17 protein-coding genes are annotated in these 20,550 nt (G+C 73.6%); 7 read left to right on the forward strand and 10 right to left on the reverse strand.

Annotation, left to right across the window (positions count from 1 at the left end):
- Nucleotides 1-47: 47 nt before the first annotated feature.
- A complete protein-coding gene (locus ABD901_RS15940; RefSeq protein WP_345127397.1) occupies nucleotides 48-809 on the forward strand; it encodes a cyclase family protein in 762 nt (253 codons plus the stop codon).
- A gap of 10 nt (nucleotides 810-819) precedes the next feature.
- The gene (locus ABD901_RS15945) at nucleotides 820-2,460 is read left to right on the forward strand and encodes a thiamine pyrophosphate-binding protein (protein ID WP_345127399.1); all 1,641 of its coding nucleotides are present in this window, start codon (nucleotides 820-822) and stop codon (nucleotides 2,458-2,460) included.
- Nucleotide 2,461: 1 nt separating this feature from the next.
- Here ABD901_RS15945 and ABD901_RS15950 read toward each other — a convergent pair whose 3' ends face one another.
- From ABD901_RS15950 to ABD901_RS15970, 5 genes are all read right to left on the reverse strand, one after another.
- On the reverse strand, nucleotides 2,462-4,594 hold the full coding sequence (locus ABD901_RS15950; RefSeq protein WP_345127402.1) for a xanthine dehydrogenase family protein molybdopterin-binding subunit: 2,133 nt from the start codon (nucleotides 4,592-4,594) through the stop codon (nucleotides 2,462-2,464).
- On the reverse strand, nucleotides 4,591-5,589 hold the full coding sequence (locus ABD901_RS15955) for an FAD binding domain-containing protein (RefSeq protein ID WP_345127404.1): 999 nt from the start codon (nucleotides 5,587-5,589) through the stop codon (nucleotides 4,591-4,593). Before ABD901_RS15955 ends, ABD901_RS15950 begins: the two co-directional genes overlap by 4 nt.
- A 3-nt stretch (nucleotides 5,590-5,592) precedes the next feature.
- Nucleotides 5,593-6,063, reverse strand: coding sequence for a (2Fe-2S)-binding protein (locus ABD901_RS15960; RefSeq protein WP_345127833.1), 471 nt, complete (start codon nucleotides 6,061-6,063; stop codon nucleotides 5,593-5,595).
- 96 nt (nucleotides 6,064-6,159) lie between these two features.
- A complete protein-coding gene (locus ABD901_RS15965) occupies nucleotides 6,160-6,690 on the reverse strand; it encodes a hypothetical protein (protein WP_345127405.1) in 531 nt (176 codons plus the stop codon).
- Nucleotides 6,691-6,751: 61 nt separating this feature from the next.
- Nucleotides 6,752-7,249: a MarR family winged helix-turn-helix transcriptional regulator gene (locus tag ABD901_RS15970; RefSeq protein WP_345127410.1), complete on the reverse strand. Its 498-nt coding sequence runs from the start codon at nucleotides 7,247-7,249 to the stop codon at nucleotides 6,752-6,754.
- Nucleotides 7,250-7,322: 73 nt separating this feature from the next.
- On the opposite strand from ABD901_RS15970, the gene ABD901_RS15975 reads away from it, so the two are divergent.
- The 3 genes from ABD901_RS15975 to ABD901_RS15985 all read left to right on the forward strand — a co-directional run bounded on the left by ABD901_RS15975 (nucleotide 7,323) and on the right by ABD901_RS15985 (nucleotide 11,945).
- Complete coding sequence (locus ABD901_RS15975) at nucleotides 7,323-8,354, forward strand: LLM class flavin-dependent oxidoreductase (protein ID WP_345127413.1); 1,032 nt, start codon at nucleotides 7,323-7,325, stop codon at nucleotides 8,352-8,354.
- A complete protein-coding gene (locus ABD901_RS15980) occupies nucleotides 8,351-9,016 on the forward strand; it encodes an NADPH-dependent F420 reductase (protein ID WP_345127418.1) in 666 nt (221 codons plus the stop codon). The genes ABD901_RS15975 and ABD901_RS15980 overlap by 4 nt, the downstream gene beginning before the upstream one ends.
- A gap of 100 nt (nucleotides 9,017-9,116) precedes the next feature.
- Nucleotides 9,117-11,945, forward strand: a complete 2,829-nt coding sequence (locus ABD901_RS15985; protein WP_345127421.1) for a glycosyl hydrolase family 95 catalytic domain-containing protein — start codon at nucleotides 9,117-9,119, stop codon at nucleotides 11,943-11,945.
- Here the strand turns inward: ABD901_RS15985 and ABD901_RS15990 are convergent.
- The 4 genes from ABD901_RS15990 to ABD901_RS16005 form a co-directional block, all read right to left on the reverse strand.
- Nucleotides 11,918-14,527, reverse strand: coding sequence for a LamG domain-containing protein (locus ABD901_RS15990; protein WP_345127426.1), 2,610 nt, complete (start codon nucleotides 14,525-14,527; stop codon nucleotides 11,918-11,920). The genes ABD901_RS15985 and ABD901_RS15990 overlap by 28 nt on opposite strands.
- Nucleotides 14,524-15,366: a carbohydrate ABC transporter permease gene (locus ABD901_RS15995; protein WP_345127428.1), complete on the reverse strand. Its 843-nt coding sequence runs from the start codon at nucleotides 15,364-15,366 to the stop codon at nucleotides 14,524-14,526. Before ABD901_RS15995 ends, ABD901_RS15990 begins: the two co-directional genes overlap by 4 nt.
- Complete coding sequence (locus tag ABD901_RS16000; protein ID WP_345127432.1) at nucleotides 15,363-16,244, reverse strand: carbohydrate ABC transporter permease; 882 nt, start codon at nucleotides 16,242-16,244, stop codon at nucleotides 15,363-15,365. The genes ABD901_RS15995 and ABD901_RS16000 overlap by 4 nt, the downstream gene beginning before the upstream one ends.
- Nucleotides 16,245-16,308: 64 nt before the next feature.
- A complete protein-coding gene (locus tag ABD901_RS16005; RefSeq protein ID WP_345127439.1) occupies nucleotides 16,309-17,589 on the reverse strand; it encodes an ABC transporter substrate-binding protein in 1,281 nt (426 codons plus the stop codon).
- Between the two features lie 221 nt (nucleotides 17,590-17,810).
- On the opposite strand from ABD901_RS16005, the gene ABD901_RS16010 reads away from it, so the two are divergent.
- Nucleotides 17,811-18,815, forward strand: a complete 1,005-nt coding sequence (locus ABD901_RS16010; RefSeq protein ID WP_345127444.1) for a LacI family DNA-binding transcriptional regulator — start codon at nucleotides 17,811-17,813, stop codon at nucleotides 18,813-18,815.
- 36 nt (nucleotides 18,816-18,851) lie between these two features.
- Here the strand turns inward: ABD901_RS16010 and ABD901_RS16015 are convergent, their stop codons facing one another.
- Entirely contained in the window at nucleotides 18,852-19,586 is a 735-nt protein-coding gene (locus ABD901_RS16015; RefSeq protein WP_345127447.1) for an SDR family NAD(P)-dependent oxidoreductase, read from the reverse strand.
- A gap of 71 nt (nucleotides 19,587-19,657) precedes the next feature.
- Here ABD901_RS16015 and ABD901_RS16020 point away from each other — a divergent pair, with 71 nt between their 5' ends.
- Nucleotides 19,658-20,536, forward strand: coding sequence for a LysR family transcriptional regulator (locus tag ABD901_RS16020; protein ID WP_345127450.1), 879 nt, complete (start codon nucleotides 19,658-19,660; stop codon nucleotides 20,534-20,536).
- Nucleotides 20,537-20,550 lie beyond the last annotated feature (14 nt).

The following is a 20,550-nucleotide window of genomic DNA, read 5'->3' on the forward strand; positions in this document are numbered from 1 at the left end:
CGGACAGAACCACTCACGCGGACGGGTGGGAGTGTTAACGTCGCCGCATGTCGCTCTTGTCCGATCTGGTGGACGCCGTCACGGCCGGCTCGATCGAGGTAGTCGATCTGACCGCCCCGCTCAGCGGCGACACGCCGATCCTGCAGCTGCCCGAGCCGTTCGGCAACACGTGGCGCTTCGCGTTCGAGGAGATCAGCCGCTACGACGAGCGTGGCCCCGCCTGGTACTGGAACAACTTCCGCTCCGGCGAGCACACCGGCACCCACTTCGACGCGCCGATCCACTGGGTCACCGGCCGCGACGGCGAGGACGTCGCCCAGGTGCCGCCCCGCAGGCTCGTGGCGCCCGCCGTCGTCATCGACCGCGCCGAGCGGGCCGCCGCCGACCCCGGCTACCTGCTGCAGATCGACGACGTGCGGGCCTGGGAGGCCGAGCACGGCCCGCTGCCGGACGGCGGCTGGCTGCTGTACCGCACCGGCTGGGACGCCCGCGGCGACGACGGCGAGGCGTTCCTCAACGCCGGCAACACCCCGGGCATCTCGGTGGAGTGCGCGCAGTGGCTCGCGCAGGAGTCGCCGATCATCGGCCTGGGCGTGGAGACCGTCGGCACCGACGCGGGCGCCGCGCACTCCTTCGACCCGCCGTTCCCGTGCCACTCGTTCCTGCTCGGCGCCGGCAAGTACGGCCTGACCCAGCTGCGCAACCTGGACCGCCTCCCGGCCCGGGGCGCCGTGGTGATCGCGGCACCGCTGCCGATCCTGCGCGGCTCCGGCAGCCCGTCGCGGGTCCTCGCCCTGGTCGAGCGCTGAGGGCCGGGCCGTGCTGGTCGCCGAGGCCGTCGGCCGCGCGCTCGCCGCGTGCGGCGTCGAGTGCGCGTTCGGCGTAGTCGGCAGCGGCAACTTCCACCTGACCAACGCCCTCGTGGCGGCCGGCGTGCGGTTCGTGGCCGCCCGGCACGAGGGCGGCGCGGCGGTCATGGCCGACGCCTACGCGCGCACCTCCGGCCGGCTCGGTGTGCTCACGGTGCACCAGGGACCGGGGGTGACCAACGCGCTGACCGGCATCGCCGAGGCCGCCAAGAGCCGCACCCCGATGGTGGTGCTCGCCGCGGACACCGGTGCGGCCGGCGCCCGGTCCAACTTCCGGCTCGACCAGGCGGCCCTCGCCGCCGCGGTCGGCGCCACGCACGAGCGGGCCGCGACGGCGGAGTCGGCGCTCGAGGACGTGCTGCGCGCGGTCCGCCGCGCCGTCGTGGAGCGGCGCACCGTGCTGGTCAGCCTGCCGCTGGACGTGCAGGCGGGCCAGATCGACATCGCCGACGGGCCGGTCGCCCGCCCGCTGCCCGCGCCGCCGGTGCTCGCGCCCGACCCGGGCGCGGTGGCGAGCCTCGCCGACCTGCTGCAGGGCGCCCGGCGGCCCGTGCTCGTGGCCGGCCGCGGCGCCCGCGAACCGCGTGCCGCCGCCGCGATCGCCGAGCTGGCGCGGCGGTGCGGCGCGCTGCTGGCCACGTCGGCCGTCGCCAAGGGCCTGTTCAACGGCGATCCGTGGTACGTCGACGTCTCCGGCGGCTTCGCCTCGCCCGGCGCCGCCGAGCGCATCGCCGCCGCCGACGCCGTCGTCGCCTTCGGGTGCACGCTCAACATGTGGACGACCCGGCACGGCCGGCTGCTCGGGCCGGGCGCCGCCGTCGCGCAGGTCGACGTCGACGCCGACGCGCTGCACGCCAACCCGCGGGTCACGCTGGGCGTCCTCGGCGACGCGGGCGCCACCGCCACGGCCGTTGCCGACCTCCTCGCGGCCCGCGGGCACGCCGCCGAGGGCTACCGCGCCGAACCGCTGCCGTCGATGCGCTGGCGGGACGTGGCCTACGAGGACGAGGGCGGCGACGGGCGCATCGACCCGCGCACGCTGTCGATCGGCCTCGACGACCTGCTCCCGGCGCAGCGGACCGTCGCCGTCGACTCCGGCAACTTCATGGGCTACCCGTCGATGTACCTCGCCGTGCCCGACTCCGCCGGGTTCTGCTTCACCCAGGCGTTCCAGTCGATCGGCCTGGGCCTGGCCACCGCGGTCGGCGCCGCGATCGCCCGCCCGGACCGCCTGCCGGTCGCGGCGCTCGGTGACGGCGGGTTCCTCATGGGCATCTCGGAGCTGGAGACCGTGGTGCGGCTCGGGCTGCCGATGGTGATCGTCGTGTACGACGACGCCGCCTACGGCGCCGAGGTCCACCACTTCGGCCCGCACGGCCACCCCCTCGACACCGTCGTCTTCCCCGACGCCGACCTCGCCGCGATCGCCCGCGGCTACGGCTGCGCGGCCGCGACCGTGCGCGAGCCGGCCGACCTGGCCGCGGTGTCCGACTGGCTCGCCGGCCCGCGCGACCGCCCGCTGCTCATCGACGCGAAGGTCGCCGCCGCCCGCGCCTCGTGGTGGCTCGAGGAGGCGTTCCAGGGCCACTGACTCACAGCAGGTCGGCGATGGTGATCGGCAGGCGGCGCACGCGCCGGCCGGTGGCGTGGAAGATGGCGTTGGACGCCGCCGCGGCCACGCCGACCATCGACACCTCGCCGAGGCCCTTCACGCCGACCGGGTTGAGCAGCGGGTCGGGCCGGTCGATGAACTCCACGTCGATGCGGGCGACGTCGGCGTTGACCGTCACCGGGTACTCCTCCAGGGTCGCGTTGACGAACCCGCCGTAGCGCTCGTCGACCTCCAGGCCCTCCCGCAGCGCCGCGCCCAGGCCCCACACGACGCCGCCGCGGACCTGGCTCGCCGCCGTCACCGGGCTCGCGACCCGGCCGCAGTCGGCGACGCTCACCACCCGCGGCACGCGGATGCGCCGGGTGCCGGCCGCGACGCGGACCTCGACGAAGTGCGCGATGAAGCTGTACGCGACGAAGTCGTCCCACACCGGCCCGGCGAGCGCGACCTGGCCGGCCCGCGCCCGCTCCTGCAGCGGCTCGGGCAGGCCGTTGGAGGCGCTGACCGCCACCGGTGCGCCGGTGGGCCTGCGCCCGCCGAGGGTCTCCCGCAGCTTCAGGATCGCCGCGTGTACCGCGGGCAGGGCCGACGACGTCCCCCACGACCCGGCGGTCAGGTGCTGCGTGGCGACCCGGGTGTCGCCGAGCCCGACGGTGACCCGGTTCGCCGGCACGCCCATCAGGTCGGCGACGAGCAGCGTGATCGCCGAGCGGATGCCCTGGCCCATCTCGTGGCCGTCGACCTCGACGCCGACGCGGCCGTCCGGGTACGCCACCGCGCGGGCCACCGCCGGCGTGCTCGCCGCCGGGTAGGCGCCGATGGCCACGCCCCAGCCGACCTGTGACCCGTCGGAGGCGATCCACTGCGCCGGCTCGGGGCGCCGCTTGGCCCAGCCGAAGAGCTCGGCGCCGCGCTGCAGGCACTCCGCGACGTGCCGGGACGAGAACGGCTTGCCGGTCACCGGGTCGTGCGTGGTGTCGTTGGCCAGCCGCAGCTCGACGGGGTCGGCGCCGGCGGCGTGCGCGAGCTCGTCCACGGCGCACTCCATCGCCCAGGCGCCCGGGTGCTCGAACGGCGCCCGCATGTACCCCGGCGTCTGCACGTCGGTCTGCACCAGCCGCTGCCGGCCGCGGAACGCCGGCACGCCGTACAGCCGCGAGGTGACCTCGGTGAACGTCGCCGGGAACAGGTCGTGCCGCGACGTCTGCTGGTCGGCCTCGTGCACGGCCGCGAGCAGCCGCCCGGAGGCGTCGGCGCCGAGGCTGATGCGGTGGCGGCTCACCGGGCGGAAGCTCGCCTGGTGGAACACCTGCGGCCGGGTCAGCACCAGCTTCACCGGCCGGCCCAGGCGCCGCGCGGCGATGGCGAGCGGGCCGATGTGCGGCTGCAGGGAGTTCTTCTGGCCGAAGCCGCCGCCGGTGTACGGCGAGACGACCTCCACCCGCTCGGCGTCGATGCCGAGCTGGTGCGCCAGCCCGTGGCGGATCGACGCCGCGTTCTGGGTGCCCTCGTGCACGACGAGGGTGTCGCCGCGCCACTGCACGACGGCGCCGATGAGCTCCATCGGCGCCGAGTTCTGCGACGGGTGCTCGTAGACGGCCTCGACGCGCACCTCGGCCTTGGCGAGCTCGGCGTCGGCGTCGCCGACCACGACGTCGGCCAGGAACGGCAGCGGGATCGCCTCCTGCTGCAGCACGACCGTGGCGCCCGGGTCGTCGATGCGCACCGCGTGCGGCTCGGCCTCGTAGCGGGCCTCGACGAGCTCGGCGGCGTGGGTGGCGGCGACGGGGTCGTCGGCGACGACGAGGGCGACGGGCTGGCCGCGGTAGGCGATGCGGTCCGACGTCAGCGGCTGGAAGCTCTGGAAGGCGTACCCGCCGGCCATGAGGAACCCGGCCGTGCGCAGCTCGTCCTCGCCGAGGCGGGTCAGCACGAGCCGCACGCCGGGCACCGCCTCCGCTCGGGCGGTGTCGAGCGCGGCGATGCGCCCCCGGTCGATGGTGGCGGTGGCGAGGGCCGCGTGCGCGAGGCCGTCGGGCACCCGGTCGGCGGCGAACAGGGGGGCGCCCATGACCTTGTCGCGGGCGTCGACGCGGGCGCGGTTGCCGTTCATCGCTCGCTCCCTGCGGCGCGCAGCAGCGCCTCGGCGACGGTGCGCGCGCCGAGCTCGACCTTGTAGGCGTTGTCGCGGCCGGGCCGGGCGCCGCGCATGGCGACGTCGCCGGCCTCGCGCGCGGACTCGGCGGTCAGCGGCCGGCCGGCCAGGACGCGCTCGGCCTCGGTTGCGCGCCACGGGCGGGTCGCGACGCCGCCGAGCGCGATCCGGCACTCGCGGACCTCACCGTCGAAGCCGCGCAGCACGCCGACGGCGGCGGAGGCGAGCGCGAACGCGTAGCTCTCCCGCGGCCGGACCTTGAGGAAGGTGGACTCGCGGGCGATGTCGGAGAACGGCACCCGGACGCGGGTGATGAGCTCGCCGGGGTTCAGGGTGTGCTCCAGGTGTGGGGTGTCGCCGGGCGAGCGGTGCAGCTCGGCGATCGGCACCGTGCGCGCGCCGGCCGGCCCGGCGACGTCGACGACGGCGTCGAAGGCGATGAGGGCGACGGCAAGGTCGCCCGGGTACGTGGCGATGCAGTCGTCGCTGACGCCGAGCACGGCGTGCCCGCCGTCGCGCCCGCCGATCGCCGCGCAGCCGCTGCCCGGGTCGCGCTTGTTGCACGGGAAGGGCGCCCCGCCGCGGAAGTAGGTGCAGCGGGTGCGCTGCAGCAGGTTGCCGCCGATGGTGGCCATGTTGCGCAGCTGCTGCGACGCGGCCCGCCACAGCGACTGCGACACGGCCGGGAAGTCGCGCATGACGGCCGGGTGCGCGGCGGCGCGCGCCATCCGGGTCCCGGCGCCGATGACGAGCTCGCCGCCGGCGACGCCGACGTGGTCGAGCTCGGGCAGGCGGTGGATGTCCACGACGGCGTCGGGCGTCTCGACGCCGATCTTCATGAGGTCGTACAGCGTGGTGCCCCCGGCCAGGGGCAGCGCCGCGTCGCCGGCGTCGCGCAGCGTCGCGAGGGCCTGCGGCAGGTTCTCGGGCCGGTGGTAGTCGAAGGGGCGCATCGTTCAGGCACCCGCCCGCAGCGCGCACTGCCGCACGGCGGCGACGATGCCCACGTAGGCGCCGCAGCGGCAGACGTTGCCGCTCATGTACTCCCGGACGGTCTCCTCGTCGCCGGCGTTGCCCTCGGCGATGCAGGCCAGGCCCGACATGATCTGCCCCGGCGTGCAGTACCCGCACTGCAGCGCGTCGTGCTCGATGAACGCCTGCTGCAGCGGGTGCAGCGTGCCGCCCTCGCCCGCGATCCCCTCGATGGTGGTGACCTCCTGCCCGTCGGCCTGTACCGCCGGGGTGAGGCAGGCAAGGACGCGCAGCCCGCCGACGTGGACCGTGCAGGCGCCGCAGTGCCCCTGGTCGCAGCCCTTCTTGGTGCCGGTCAGCGCCAGCCGTTCGCGCAGCACGTCGAGGAGGCTCTCCCGCGGGTCGGCGTCGACGCGCACCGCCCGCCCGTTCACGCTGAACGCCGCAGCGACCATGCGCGGCCCGCTGCTCTGGCTGGTCTGCCCCACGAGCTGGTTCCTCCGTCCTGGCGGGATGCGATCGAGCCCCGCCCTGCCCGGTGCGCCGCGGTCCTAACCCACCTTCACCTCCGGGCCGCCCGGTGGCGCGTAGGCCTTGCACGGACCGCTCGCCGCGGGCTGCCACAGGCTCTCGTCCTCGGGGCGCACGAGCCGGTCGGGGACGGTGTAAGTGCCGTCCGGGTTCGGGTCGGGCCAGTCGGGCACCCCGTTGTCGCGCATGCACTGGGCGAAGCGGCGCGCGAGGGCCAGGCCGGACGCCGTCACGACCGGCCCCTTCGGCCGGTTCGGGTACACGGCCTTGGACTGGCGGAAGACGTCGGCGCAGGGTTCGGGCACGTCGACCCGCTCGGTGTCGGCCGGGAAGCCCCACATGCCGTCGGCGCCCAGCACCGGGTCGGGGAAGTCGGGGTGACCGTGCGCCCGGAAGCACTCGGCCACCTGCCGGAAGACGGCGGCCGCGTCGGCGCTCGCCGCGGTGGTCCCGCCGGCGGTGCCGGCCGGGCGCCCGGGGTCCCTGGCGCCGCCCGTGCACCCGCCGAGCAGCGCGCACGCCAGCGCGGCGGCGAGGAGATGGATGCGCATGCCATTACGATCCGTCGCCGCCCGGCCGGGCGGGCACCCCCGAACGTGGGCGGAACGCCACCTACTTCGCGGGTGGCGAGTCGCCCAGCGCCCCGGCGCGCAGCGCGGCCGTGACGGCGGCGACGGCGTCGAGCTGCTCGGCGCTGAGCGCGTCGAGGAACAGCTCGCGCACGGCGAGCAGGTGCGGGAACGTGGCGGCCCGGAACGCCTCGGCGCCCGCGTCGGTGAGCACCACGTCGGCGCCGCGGCTGTCGGTGGCGCACTCCTCGCGGCGGATGAGGCCGCGCGGCTCCATCCGGGCCAGGTGGTGCGACAGGCGGCTGCGCTGCCAGCCGATGGTCGCGGCGAGGTCGGAGGAGCGCAGCCGGGTGCCGTCCGCCTCGCTGAGCGCCAGCAGGACCGAGTAGTCGGCGGGCGAGAGCCCGGTCTCGGACTGCAGGCGGGCCGACAGCTGGTTGCGCAGCGCCTCGGCGGTCTCGATGAAGTCCCGCCAGACGCGCAGCTCGTCGCGCGTCGGCAGCCGCCGGCCGCGCTCCCGGGTGTTCCCCACCACAACCACGCCCTCTCGATTGACGCGTCAATCATATTCGCGGCACGATTGACGCGTCAATCATCTCGGAAGGGAGCAGGCCATGGTGGATGTCACGTTCGGCCTGGACACCTTCGGCGACGTGCCGGAGGACGACAAGGGCGCGCTCATGTCCTACGCGGGCGCGATCCGCCAGGTCGTCGACGAGGCCGTGCTCGCCGACAGCCTGGGCGTGGACGTCATCGCGCTCGGCGAGCACCACCGCCCGGAGTACGCCGTCACGAGCCCGGAGACCGTGCTGGCCGGCATCGCCGGGCGCACGTCGCGGATCCGGCTCGGGTCCGGGGTCACCGTGCTCAGCTCGGACGACCCGGTGCGGGTGTTCCAGCGCTTCGCGACCGTCGACGCCCTCTCCGGCGGGCGGGCCGAGGTGATCCTCGGGCGGGGCTCGTTCACCGAGTCGTTCCCGCTGTTCGGCTACGACCTGCGCGACTACGACGTGCTGTTCGAGGAGAAGATCGAGCTGTTCGCCCAGCTGCTGCGCGAGGAACCGGTCACCTGGAGCGGGACCACCCGCGCGCCGCTGGTCGACGCCGACGTGTTCCCCAAGACCGAGTCCGGGCACCTGGACACGTGGGTCGGCGTCGGCGGCTCGCCGCAGTCGGTGGTCCGCGCCGCCCGCTACGGGCTGCCGCTCATGCTCGCCATCATCGGCGGCGCGCCGGAGCGGTTCGCGCCCTACCTGACGCTGTACAACCGGGCCGCGGCCGAGTTCGGCACCACCGCGCACCCGGTCGGCATGCACTCGCCGGGCTTCGTCGCCGACACCGACGCGGAGGCCAAGGAGCTGTTCTACCCGCGGTACAAGGTGATCCGCGACCGCATCGGCAAGCTGCGCGGGTGGCCGCCGCTGCGCCGGGCCGAGTTCGACCACGAGGTCGAGCACGGGTCGATGTACATCGGCTCGCCGGAGACGGTCGCCCGCAAGATGGCCCGCTCGATCACGAAGCTCGGCGTCGGCCGCTTCGACCTCATCTACACGGCCGGGTCGCAGCCGGCCAGCGCCCGCATCCGGGCCGTCGAGCTCTACGGCGCCAAGGTGCTGCCGATGGTCCGCGAGCTGATCGCGCAATGAGCGCCCCGCTGACCGTCGGCATCCTCGGGGCCGGCAAGGTCGGCACCGTGCTCGCCCGCCTCGCCGTGGCGGCCGGCTACCGGGTCCTGGTGGCCGGCTCCGGCCCGGCGTCGGCGATCTCGCTCATCGTCGAGGTCGTCGCGCCGGGCGCCACGGCGGTGACCGCGGCCGAGGCGGCGGCCCACTCCGACGTGGTCATCCTCGCGCTGCCCCTGGGCAAGTACCGCACGATCCCGGCCGGGGCGCTGCGCGGCAAGCTCGTCGTCGACGCGATGAACTACTGGTGGGAGGTCGACGGCGTCCGCGACGACCTGACCGACCCGGCCACGACGTCGAGCGAGCTGGTCCGCGACTTCCTGGCGGGCGCCCGGGTGGTCAAGGCGTTCAACCACATGGGATACCACGACCTCGACGAACAGGCACGGCCGGCGGGCGCGCCGGGCCGCCGGGCCCTGGCGATCGCCGGCGACGACCCGGCCGACCGGGCGGCGGTGGCGGACCTCGTCGACCGGTTCGGCTTCGACCCGGTCGACGCCGGGCCACTCGCACAGGGCGCCCGCTTCGGCCCCGGCACCGAGCTCTTCGGCGCCAACGAGGGCGCCGAAGAGGTCCGGGCGATGCTCGAGCGCGCGGGGCTTTACCCGCGGGGAGCCGCGAGATAACGTTATTTCGCATGTCACGGGATCGGCGCCCGCGAATACCCCGCAGCGCGCCCCGCCTCCGCCGGCGGGGCGCGCCACCGCCGACCGAGAGGACCTCCTCATGAGACGCAGCCGTCTCATCGCCGCCGCCGCGGCGAGCGCCCTGGCCGCCGCGGCCCTGACCAACGCCTGCGCGCCGCCGGCGAGCGCCGACACCGTCACCGCCTCGCAGGCGTGGCGGGTCGTCCAGCAGTACCAGGGCGTCTGGACCGCACCGCCGTCACACTTCGGCACCGGCGACACGCCCGACGGCCCGCTGCTGGGCAACGGCGACATCGGCGTCACCGCCGGCGGCCCGATCACCAACCAGACGTTCTACCTGGGCAAGAACGACTTCTTCTCGCTGGGCTCGCACGCGATCAAGCCGCTCGGCCGCATCGTGCTGGCCGTGCCGGGCCTGTCCGGCGCGAGCTACCGGATGGTCCAGGACATCGCCCGCGGCCAGGCGCAGGGCACCTACACGCTCGGCGGCACCACGCTCACGGCGACGAGCTGGGTGTCGGCCACCAGCGGCGTCTTCGTCACCTCGCTCAGCGTCACCGGCTCCAGCCAGGCGGCGACCTTCACCGTGCAGAACGGCTCCGGCGGCACGCCCACCGTGTCCACCAGCGGCTCGGTGCTCAATGCCGACGTGTCCGCCGACGGCTCCGGACCGCAGGCGCGCGTCGCCTCACGGGTCATCGGCGGCAGCCAGTCCGTGTCCGGAAACCGGATCAGCGTCACGCTCAACCCCGGCACCACCTACACGTTCGTCGCCGGCATCGTCTCGTCGATCGACAACTCCGGCTACCAGGGCGCCGCGACCGGGCTCGTCTCGGCGCTGACCCAGGCCGGCGCGGACGACCTCGCCGCGGCGCACCGCTCGTGGTGGCAGGGCTTCTGGCAGCAGTCGTACGTCGAGATCCCCGACAAGGCCGTCGAGAAGCAGTGGTACGGCTCGCTGTACATCCTGGGCTCGACGTCGCGTGCCGGGAAGTACGCACCGGGGCTGTGGGGCAGCTGGATCACCGGGTCCATGAACTGGAACGGCGACTACCACACGAACTACAACTACCAGGCGCCGTTCTACGCCGCCCTGTCGAGCAACCACATCCCGCTGCTGGAGCCCTACGACCAGCCGGTGCTCGACTGGCAGACGCCGGGCCAGGCCCTCGCCGCGCAGCAGGGCTTCACCGGCGTGCTGTACCCGGTCGGGCTCTCCCCGAAGGGCACCAGCGCCGACATGAACCTGCACAACCAGAAGTCCAACGCCGCCAACCTGGCCTCGGTCATGATCATGCGCTGGCTGTACACCCGCGACACCGCCTACGCCCAGCGCGTCTACCCGTGGCTCAAGCAGGTCGCGCTGTTCTGGCAGAACTACCTGACCGTCGACGGCTCCGGCACCTACCACGTGACCAACGACGCGCCGCAGGAGGACAACCCCTACCCGCAGACCGACAGCAGCCTCACCCTCGGCCTGCTGCACCTGCTCATGGGCGGCCTGGCCGACATGAGCGCGGCCCTGGGACAGGACTCCGGCACCCGCGCCACCTGGACGAACATCGACGCGCACCTGGCGCCGTTCGCGACCACGACGGTCAACGGCCAGACGGTGTTCCGGGAGACCTCGACCGGCGCCGGGTTCGTCAACGACGGCAACGACATCGTCATCCAGCACGTGTACCCGGGCCTGCAGGTCGGCCTGAACAGCTCCGCGACCCTGCAGCAGACGGCGCGCAACACGATCGGGCAGCTGAGCAACGCCTGGCACGGCGGCAACGCACCGCCGACGTTCTACGCCGCGGCCGCCGCCGTCGGCTACGACCCGGGCACCATCCTCGCCGGGCTGCGCGCGGAGGCGACCCAGTACGCCTACCCGAACATGGCCATCCACCACAGCGGCGGCGGCATCGAGGGGGTCAACGTCGTCGCGGGCGGCCTCGGCGAGATGCTGCTGCAGTCCTTCCAGGGCGACATCAAGGTCTTCCCGGCCTGGCCGTCGGGCACCAGCGCCAAGTTCGGCGACCTGCTGGCCCGCGGCGGCTTCCTGGTGTCGGCGAGCCGGGCCGGCGGCACGGTGCAGTACATCCGGATCGTGAGCCAGAAGGGCGGCACGGCCACCGTCACGAACCCGTGGGGCGGCTCCGTGCAGGTGTACCGCAACGGCGCCTCCGCCGGCACGGTGAGCGGCGCCCGGCTCACCCTGGCCACCTCGGCCGGCGAGACGATCGCGCTCGCGCCGGCCGGCACCGCGCTGGCGACCATCAACGCGCAGCTCGCCCAGCCGATGCAGACCGGCGGCGGGAGCACGTCGTCGTCGTTCGCCAGCGGTTTCGAGGCGTCGGGCCCGGCGCTGTCGTGGTCGGACACGGTCGACTCCTCCGGCGGCGGCCTGGCCGGGGTCGGCGGGCTGTGCTGCGGGCTGAGCGGCCCGGAGGCCGGCGCCCGCACCGGCGAGACGTTCCACGCCGGCACGGGTTCGCTCATGTACTCCGGCGCCGCGCAGGGCGGCTCGGCCGTGCACGCCTACCTGAAGGTGTACGACCTGGGCGGCGCGCCCCTCGCGATCGGCTCGGGCAAGACGCTGAGCTACTGGATCTACCCGCAGAGCAGCGCGACCACGCCGTACGTGCCGGCCGGGGCGACGACCAGCACGTGCGTCGCGATCGACCTGATCTTCACCGACGGCACCGCCCTGCGCGACTCGGGCTCGACCGACCAGACGGGCGACGGCGCCCACCCGTCCGCGCAGTGCGGGCACCTCACCCTCGACGCCTGGAACCAGGTGACGGTGAACCTCGGCACCCGCAACGCGAACAAGCAGATCAACCGGATCCTGGTCGGGTTCGACGCCCCGAACGCCACGGGCGGCTACCGCGGCTACGTCGACGACCTGAACATCTCCTGATCGCCGCGCCCGGCGGGCCTGGCCGGCAGGTTCACGTTGGTGAGCGTGCCGACACCCGGAACATGCCAGGCCTGCCGGGCCGGCGGCGCTTCGCCGAACCCCGGTTCGACGCCGAACAGGCCGGCGACGACCGCCTCTGCGATGCCGACCCCGGCGATCGCGTCCCGGTTGGACACGCCCGCCTCGGCGACCCGCGCCCGGATCGTCCCGCCCTCCTCGACGATCTCCTGCGCCTGCCCCCACAGCCCGCCCGACGCCGCCGCCGGCGTGCCGGCGAGCAGCCGGGCGGCGAGGTCGGGCCGGCCGAGGCGGGCCAGGCCGTACGCCGTGACGCCGGGCCAGGCCCCGAACGCGCCGGCGGCGCCGTGGTCGGGCCGGTTCGCGCTCGGCGCCGCGGGATCGTCGAGGGCCAGGGCCCGCATCCACGGGCCGGCCAGGAGCTTCGACTCGACGAACGCCACCATCGCCGCGCGCTGCCCGGCGTCGAGGTCGTCGTGCAGGTACGCCGCCGTGAGCCCGAAGTCCAGGCAGTGCCCGATGGCCTCGTCGCCGTCCGGTCGCCGGATGCGCCAGCGCCCGTCGGGGGTGGCGAGCCCGAGCACGGCCTCGGCGAGCCGTCCCGCGTCCGTGTCGGCCTCCTGCGCGCCGCCCGCGTCGCCGCGGGAGCGCAGCAGCCGCGCGTAGGCGCGCAGCATGCCCACGTAGGCGGCGTTGAACGACGCGACCGCGTGCACGTAGCCGGGCACGCACTCGAGCAGCTTCCACGGGTCGGGGCCGAGGTCGGCCAGGACCCCGCCGGTCGCCGCCGTGGTGCGCCCCGCCCAGCCGTAGGCGAGCCCGCGCACGTGCTCCAGGACGCTGCGGCCGCCGGGCCGCTCGTCCAGGAACGCGGTGTCGCCGGTGACGGCGACGTAGTGCTCGACCAGCCGGAACAGCGAGTAGTCGGTGGCGACGTAGGCGTTGCCGAGCGGGCCGCCGCTGCGGGTGTCGAAGCCGAAGCAGTCGCCGTAGGGGATCGACAGGGCGCGCAGCAGCCAGGAGCGCAGGCCGGCCGGCTCCAGCATGGCGTACAGCCGGCTCCACTCCGTGTGGTCCCAGAAGTAGGTCGTCGTCGCGCCCAGCCGTGGTCCCCCGGTCAGGAACACCGGCTCGGTGGCGCTGGCCCGCACGTTGCGCATGTAGAGGGCCAGCAGCGCGCCCATGTAGTACGCGCGCCCGACGCCGGCGTCCTCGGCCTGCAGGGTCGGCAGGTGGCCGCTGAACGCGTCGTTGCCCGGCGTGAACATCTTCGCCCACAGCGCGTGCCAGCCGTCCTCGACGGCGTCGAACGCGGCGCCGAACGCCTCGGCGACCCGCGCGGCCCGGATGGTGACGGCGTCGTCGGCGCCGTACGCGCACACGATGCCGACCGTCCGCGACCCGCCCGGCGGCAGGGTGAGCGTCCACGCCGCGCGGGCGCCGCAGCCGCTCTCCTGCACGGCGTCGGGCGCGGACGCGAACGCGTACGCGGCGCGCGCCGGCGAGCGGGTGTCGGCGATGGTGACGTGCGCGCCGTCCCACACCGGCTTCCACCGCGTCGAGCGCGTCCAGTGCCGGGTCCGGGCCGCGGGGCGGCCGTCGACGAACAGCTGGGCGTGGTCGGCGTGCACGGCCATCTCGACCCGGTGCCAGGTCCCCGGGGTCAGCGGGGCGGTGGCGTACTCCTGCTCGCCGGCGATGCCGAACCACAGCCGGCCGCGGTCGAGGCCGGCCTGCAGCGAGTCGGGGTGGTTGCCGTGTGTCAGCAGGATGCCGGTGTCGTCGGGGGCGTCCGGGCGTACCGCAAACGCCAGCACGTCACCGGCGCGCAGCTCGGAGGCGTCCAGCGCGATCTCGGTCCCCTCGCGCAGCGTGTGCTCGGCGCCGTCGATGCGCAGCGTCGCCGTCGCCGAGCGGGTGTGCGGGTAGACGGTGTCGGGGCTGACGTGGCGCGGCAGCTCGTGCGAGAGGTCCATGACGTCGGTGACGGCGTCGCGCTGGATGCCGGGCGGGCGGGGCCGGCCGAGGCGCAGCACCCGCCGGCCGGGGCCGAGCAGATAGTGGCCGCTGCCGCCGGCGAGGGTGGTGGCCCGGATGCGTTCCAGGGTCATGAAGTCGTGGTGGTTGCCGGCGGTCCACGGCACGTCGTGCAGCCAGCCCCAGCCGGTCTCGGTGTGCGCGACGGCGGCGAACAGCTCCTGCTCGAGCCGGCAGGTGACCGGTTCCCCGGTGTCGTTGGTCAGCTCCACCCGCCACAGCACCTCGTCGCCCGCGAGGGCCATGCGGGTGTCGGTGCGCACGGTGACGTCGGTGCCGGTGTGCTCGCGGGTCACGCCCCAGGGCCGCCAGCGCAGCCGCTGCGCCGGCAGCGTCGCGCCGTCGAGGCGCAGGACGCCGGTGTGGTAGCCGAACGTGTACGGCGGCGCGGCGAGCCACGACAGCGACGCCAGGTCGTGGTTGACGTGCGCCTGGCCGGTCTGGTTGCGCAGCGACGGCAGGTGGGCGAGCTGGGCGGCGTCCATCCACTGCCCGGCGACGTCGCCGAGCGGCGGCACGGCGCTCACTTCGACGATCCCTGGGTCAGGCCGGCGACGAAGTGCTTCTGCATGAACAGGTACCCGGCGACCGGGATGACGCCGGCGAGGAACATGATGCCGAACAGCTGCCCGAAGCTCGTCTGGTACTGCCCGACGGACAGGTACAGCCCGGTGGTGATGGTCTGCCCGGTCAGCGGGCCGAGGATGAACAGCGGGTTGAGGAAGTCGTTCCAGATCCACAGGGACAGGAAGATCGCCACCGTGGCGGTGGCCGGGCGGACCAGCGGCATGACGATGCTCCACCAGATGCGCAGCCCGGACGCGCCGTCGAGGCGGGCCGCCTCGATGATCTCGTCGGGCACCGAGCGCATGAAGCCGGTGTAGACGAACACGCCGAAGGAGAAGTACCCGCCGGCGACGTTGGACAGGATCAGCCCCGGGTAGGAGTGGTCGAGCCCGACGGCGGTCAGGATCTGGATCGTCGGCAGCAGTACCACCTGCGGCGGGATCATCAGCCCGGCGGCCAGCAGCGCGAGCAGGGCCGCCCGCGCCCGGGTCCGGCGGCGGGAGACGTACAGGCTGAAGATCGACGTGAGCGGGATGAGCAGCACGATCGAGCAGGCCACGACGATGAGGGAGTTGCGCAGGCCCGCCTGCAGCAGCTCGTCGGGTCGGTTGATCGCGGTCGTCAGGTTGGCCAGGGTGGGGTGCAGCGGCGGCGCGGCCGGGTTGGCGCGGATGTCGTCCTCGGACTTGAACGCGTTGACGATGGTGACGTAGATGGGGCTGACGAACACGAGGATGACCACGGCCGCGGCGAGCAGCCGCAGGCGATTGCCGTATCTGGTGGCCCGTTCGTTGCTCACAGGTCGATCTCCCGGCGGCGTAGAGCGCTCGTCACGGACAGGGCGATGACCGCCGATGCGAGCAGGAGGAACATGGCGACGGCCGAGGCGTAGCCGAAGCGGTCGCTGGTGAAGGCCATCTTCACGATGTACTGGGCGGTGGACTGGGTGGCGTACGACGGGCCGCCCGCGGTCAGCACGGCGATGATGTCGTACAGCTTGAGCACCGTGATGAGCGAGATGGTGACGGAGATCGTGGTCGCCGGCGCCACCATCGGCCACGTGATGAGCCGGAAGCGCTGCACGGGCCCGGCGCCGTCGATCGCCCCGGAGTCGTAGAGCTCGCGCGGGATGTGCTGCAGCGCCGCGAGGTACACCACCGTGGTGAACCCCGACAGCACCCAGGCCACGACGACGCCGACGCTCATCCGCGCCATGCCGGGCGTGCCGAGCCAGTCGACCGGCGCGGAGACGACGCCGGCCGAGACGAGCACGTCGTTGAGCAGCCCGTCGTGGGTCAGGATCGTCTTCCACACGAAGCCGACGATGATGCCGGAGACGACCTGCGGCAGGAACGCGATCGTGCGCAGCGCCCGGTAGCTGCGCCCGGTGCCGTTGAGCAGCAGCGCGAGGGCCAGGCCGAGCGCGTTGGCGGCGAGCGTGACCCCGAAGGCCAGCGCCAGGGTGTACAGGACGCTGGCGCGCAGCTCCTCGTCCTGCCACATCTCGCGGTAGTTGGCCAGGCCGACGAAGGAGCTGGCGGACCTGAGCGGGTTCTGGTCGGTGAAGCTGCTGCGCAGGCTCATGAAGACGGGTACGACGATGAACGTGACATACAGGACGAGGCCGACGCCGGCGACCGTGCGCAGGCCGAAGTCCTGGGTCTTGCGCTGTGACACGCGTGGTCCCTCCGATGTGGACGGCGGCGGGGCCTGCCCAGGACCCCGCCGCCCGGTAATGCCGTTACTTGGTGGCGCTGGCCCAGGACGTGTCCAGCTTGGCCATCTGTGCGGCCACGTCGCCGGAGTTGAACAGCCCCTGCGCTGCGGCGAAGAAATCGTTGTTCAGGGAACCCGGCAGCGAGTCGTCGTTGGTCGCCCAGGCGATCGCGTACACCTTCTTGTTCTGCTCGGTGACGAAGGCGTAGGAGTCCTTGAACACCGGGCTCACGCTCACCGAGTAGTCGGCGAGCGTCTTGCCCTTGAGCATCGGGAACGCGCCGTCGCCCTCGATGAGCGCCTTGAGGTTGCCGGGGTCGAGCGACCACGCCTGCGCGAACGCCGTGGCCTCGGCCATGTGCTTGGTGTGCGCGTTGATGGCCATCGAGCCGCCGACGGAGAACGGCACGACGAGCGAGCCGTCGTCGGTCGGCCACGGGAAGACCCCGATGTCCTCCCATTTGTCCTTCGGTACCGAGCCGAGGTACCAGCTGCCCATGGGGTACATGGCGGCCTTGCCGGCGTTGAAGTTCGTGATGGAGTCGGCGTAGCTGACGTTGAGGGCGCCGTCCTCGAAGTACCCGTTCGTCACCAGCGTGCGGACCTTGGTGGCGGCGGCGACCACGTCGGCGTCGGTGAACTTGACCGCGCCGGCGTAGCGCTTCTGGATCCAGTCGGGGTTCTTGCCCAGCACGTCGGCGCTGAACGCCCCGACCAGGGGCATGCCGGCCGCGAACGGGTCGTTGCCGCCGAGCTCGATCGGGGTGATGCCCTTGCCCTTCAGCGTGGCGCAGGCCTGCAGGAAGTCCGACCACGTCTTGGGCACCGCCACGCCGGCCTGCGCGAACAGCTTCTTGTTGTAGAAGACCAGCGGGATGATCTGGGAGTTGGTCGGCGGGATGTACACCTTGGACTTGATCGCGTTGCCCTGCGGGAGCAGGAAGTTCGCGTCGACCCAGGCCTGGTCGTAGGGCTGCAGGAGCCCGGCGCCGGTGTACTGGGCCGGGGTGATGGACTGCAGCAGGTCCGGGAACTGCCCGGACGCCTGCAGCTGCTTGGCGTAGGCGTCGCGGTCGGTGTTGGGCGCGACGAGCTGCTTGACGGTCAGGCCCGGCACCTTCTGCTGGGCGTTGGCGATGGACTTCGCCCAGAACTCGGCGGTCAGCGACGGGGTGTTGAACGTCATGTAGGTGAGCGTGACCTGGCCGTCCTTGGCCTTCTCGGTGCACGCGGCGGTCAGCAGGACACTTGCCGCGGCGATCGCGGCGAGGCATTTTCGGAATGCGGCGTGGCGTTTGCGGAGCATGGCATCCTTCCTGGCTGGGGGATGTGCCTTCACGGCCGCCGGGGTTGGGGTGTCGGCGGCTCGGCTGCTTCGTTTTGGGGTGCGTTCGTTTGACTGCTTCGAGTGACTACTTCGTTTTCGTTAGCTGCGAGATAACGTTGTCTCGCCGGTTACAGTAGAGTGTCGCCACGCGGTGTCAAGAGGCGCGCGCCGAACATCGAAGGGGACCCAGCGTGAACCACGTGAGAGCACGGCAGCGCCGCCCCACGATGGCCGACGTGGCACGCGAGGCCGGCGTCGCGCTACGCACCGTGTCGCGCTACGTCAACGGCGACGACACCGTCGGCCCGGACTTCGCCGAGCGCATCCGCGCCGCCATCGACTCCCTGGACTTCAAGGTCGACGAGCGCGCCCGCCAGCTGCGCAGCGGCCGGACCGGCACGATCGGCGCCGCCGTGCGCAACATCTCCGAGGCGCACCCGGTCCTGAGCGCCATCGAGGCCACCGCGCGCGCCGCGGGCCTGATGGTGGTGGCGATGTCGACCGAGGACGACGAGCGCCTCGAGCGCGACGCGGTCCGCTCGATGTCCGGCCGGCGCATGGACGGCATCATCATCGAGCCGATCGCGGAGAACCACGGGTACCTCCAGGCCGAGATCGACTCCGGCCTGCCGGTCGTCGCCTTCGACCGCCCCGCGACGGGCGTGGACGTCGACACCGTGCTGACGGACAACCCCGGCGGCATCGCGCAGGCCTTCGAGCACCTGTACCGCCGGGGCCACCGCCGCATCGCCTACATCGGCGACGACGAGCGCATCTACACCGGCCACGTGCGCGCGATGGCGTTCCGCACCTGCGCCGCGGCCGCGGGCGCACCGCACGACGGCCTGGTGCACCCCGGCCCGGTCGACCAGTCCCGCATCGCCGCCGCACTGGCGTCGGTCCGCCACGACCCCGACCCGGTCACCGCCGTCATCACCGGCAACGCCTCCACGACGGTCGCGGCGATCCGCGCCCTGGGCGAGGACTTCGGCGCGGTGGCCCTGGTCGGCTTCGACGACTTCCCCCTCGCCGACCTGCTGCGCCCCGGCCTGACGGTGGTCGCACAGGGCGACGAGGAGATCGGCCGCACCGCCTTCGAGCTGTTCCGTTCCCGCCTCGAGCACCCCGACCGGCCGATAGAACGCGTGGTCGTCCCGACCCGCCTGATCATCCGCGGCTCCGGCGAGATCCCGCTGTATCCATAGCTCCGCTGCACCCGAACCGCTGTATCAACCTCCAGGTCACCAGGGCTCGACGCCGTCCGCGCCGAAGAAGCCGCCGGTCGGCCCGTCCGCCCCGATCGTCGCGTACCGCACCACAACCGCCGCACCCTCCGCAGCACTGAGCTCCCCCTGAAACCCGTTGAGATCGGTGGCGCACCACCCCGGGTTGACCGCGTTCACCCGGATACCGGTCAGCTCCTTGGCATACTGCAGCGTCAGCGAGTTCAGCGCCGTCTTCGACGGCACGTACGTCGCCGACGCCGGCATCGCGTCCCACTCGCCGCCGGCGGCCCGTTGGAGCGACCCGACCGAGCTCGACACGTTGACGATCACGGGCGCCGCCGAGCGGCGCAGCAGCGGCAGCATCGCATTGGTGACGGCGAGCACGCCGAAGACGTTGGTCTCGAACACCAGCCGCAGCCGGTCGAGGTCCATCGCCGACGGCTCGCCCGGCCGCCCGCCGGTGATGGCGGCGTTGTTCACCAGCACGTCGAGCCGGCCGAACTCCCGGCCGAGCCGATCCGCCGCGTCGGCCGCCGACGCCGCGTCGGTCACGTCCAGCGCCACGGGGTGCACGTCGAGCCCGTCGGCCCGCAGCGCGGCCACCGCGTCCTCGCGCCGCGCCTTGTCCCGCGCGCCCAGCAGCACGGTCGCCCCGAGCCGCGCCAGCTGCGCGACGATCTCCCGCCCGATGCCCTTGTTCCCGCCGGTGACCAGCACGATCCGTCCGGCCATGTCGTTGTTGTCGGTCATGGGCCCAGCCCATCACGCGCCCGGCCGGGCGATCCATGACGACCCGGGTCGCCAACCGATACCCTTTGGGTATGGAACGGCTGGAGACCCGCGAGCTCGCCTACTTCGTGGTCGTCGCCGAGGAGCAGCACGTCGGCCGCGCCGCCGAACGGCTCGGCATGGCCCAGCCGCCGCTGTCCCGGGCTATCAGCAAGCTCGAGCGCCGCGTCGGCGTGCCCCTGCTCGAGCGGGCCGGCCGCGGCGTCCGGCTCACCGCCGCCGGCAAGGTCCTCATGCACGAGGCGCGCAAGGTCCTGGACGCCGCGGCCGCCGCCGGCCACCGCACGCGCCGCGCGGCCGAAGCCCGACCTCGGCTGGTGCTCGCGATGAAGGCCGGCGCCGACGCGGGCCTGGTCCCGGAGATCCTGCGGCGGTACCGCGAACAACCCGCCCCGGCCACCGTCGACGTCCACGTGTGCGGCGTCGCCGAGCAGGCCACGTTGCTGCGCACGGGCGAGGCCGACATGGCGCTGCTGCACCTGCCGCACGACGACGCGAGCGGCTTCGACACCGAGCTGCTGCACGTCGACGGCCAGATCGCCGTGCTGCCGCAGGGCCACCGGCTGGCCGGGCGCCGCTCGATCCGCCTCGACGACCTGAGCGGCGAAACGCTGCCCCGCTGGCGCGACGTGCCCGGCACCGGCCCCGTCGTGCGCGACGGCTCCCAGCTGATGCAGCTGATCGCGCTCGGCGAGACCATCGCCCTGCTGCCCGCCGCGTCCGAGGCGTACCTGCGCCGCGACCTGGTCGCCGTCCCCGTCGAGGACGCCGGCCCGATCTCGCTCGTGCTGGCCTGGCCGGAACGCAGCCGCTCGACGGCGCTGGCCGCCTTCGTCCGCACTGCTGTTGCAACAGCTCGCTCCGCTCGCCCGGGGGAGCTCCGCCCCACCCGAACCCGGCGTACCGCCTGAGGCCACCCCGGCTG

The organism is Dactylosporangium darangshiense, from assembly GCF_039537565.1.
GTDB lineage: Bacteria > Actinomycetota > Actinomycetes > Mycobacteriales > Micromonosporaceae > Dactylosporangium > Dactylosporangium darangshiense.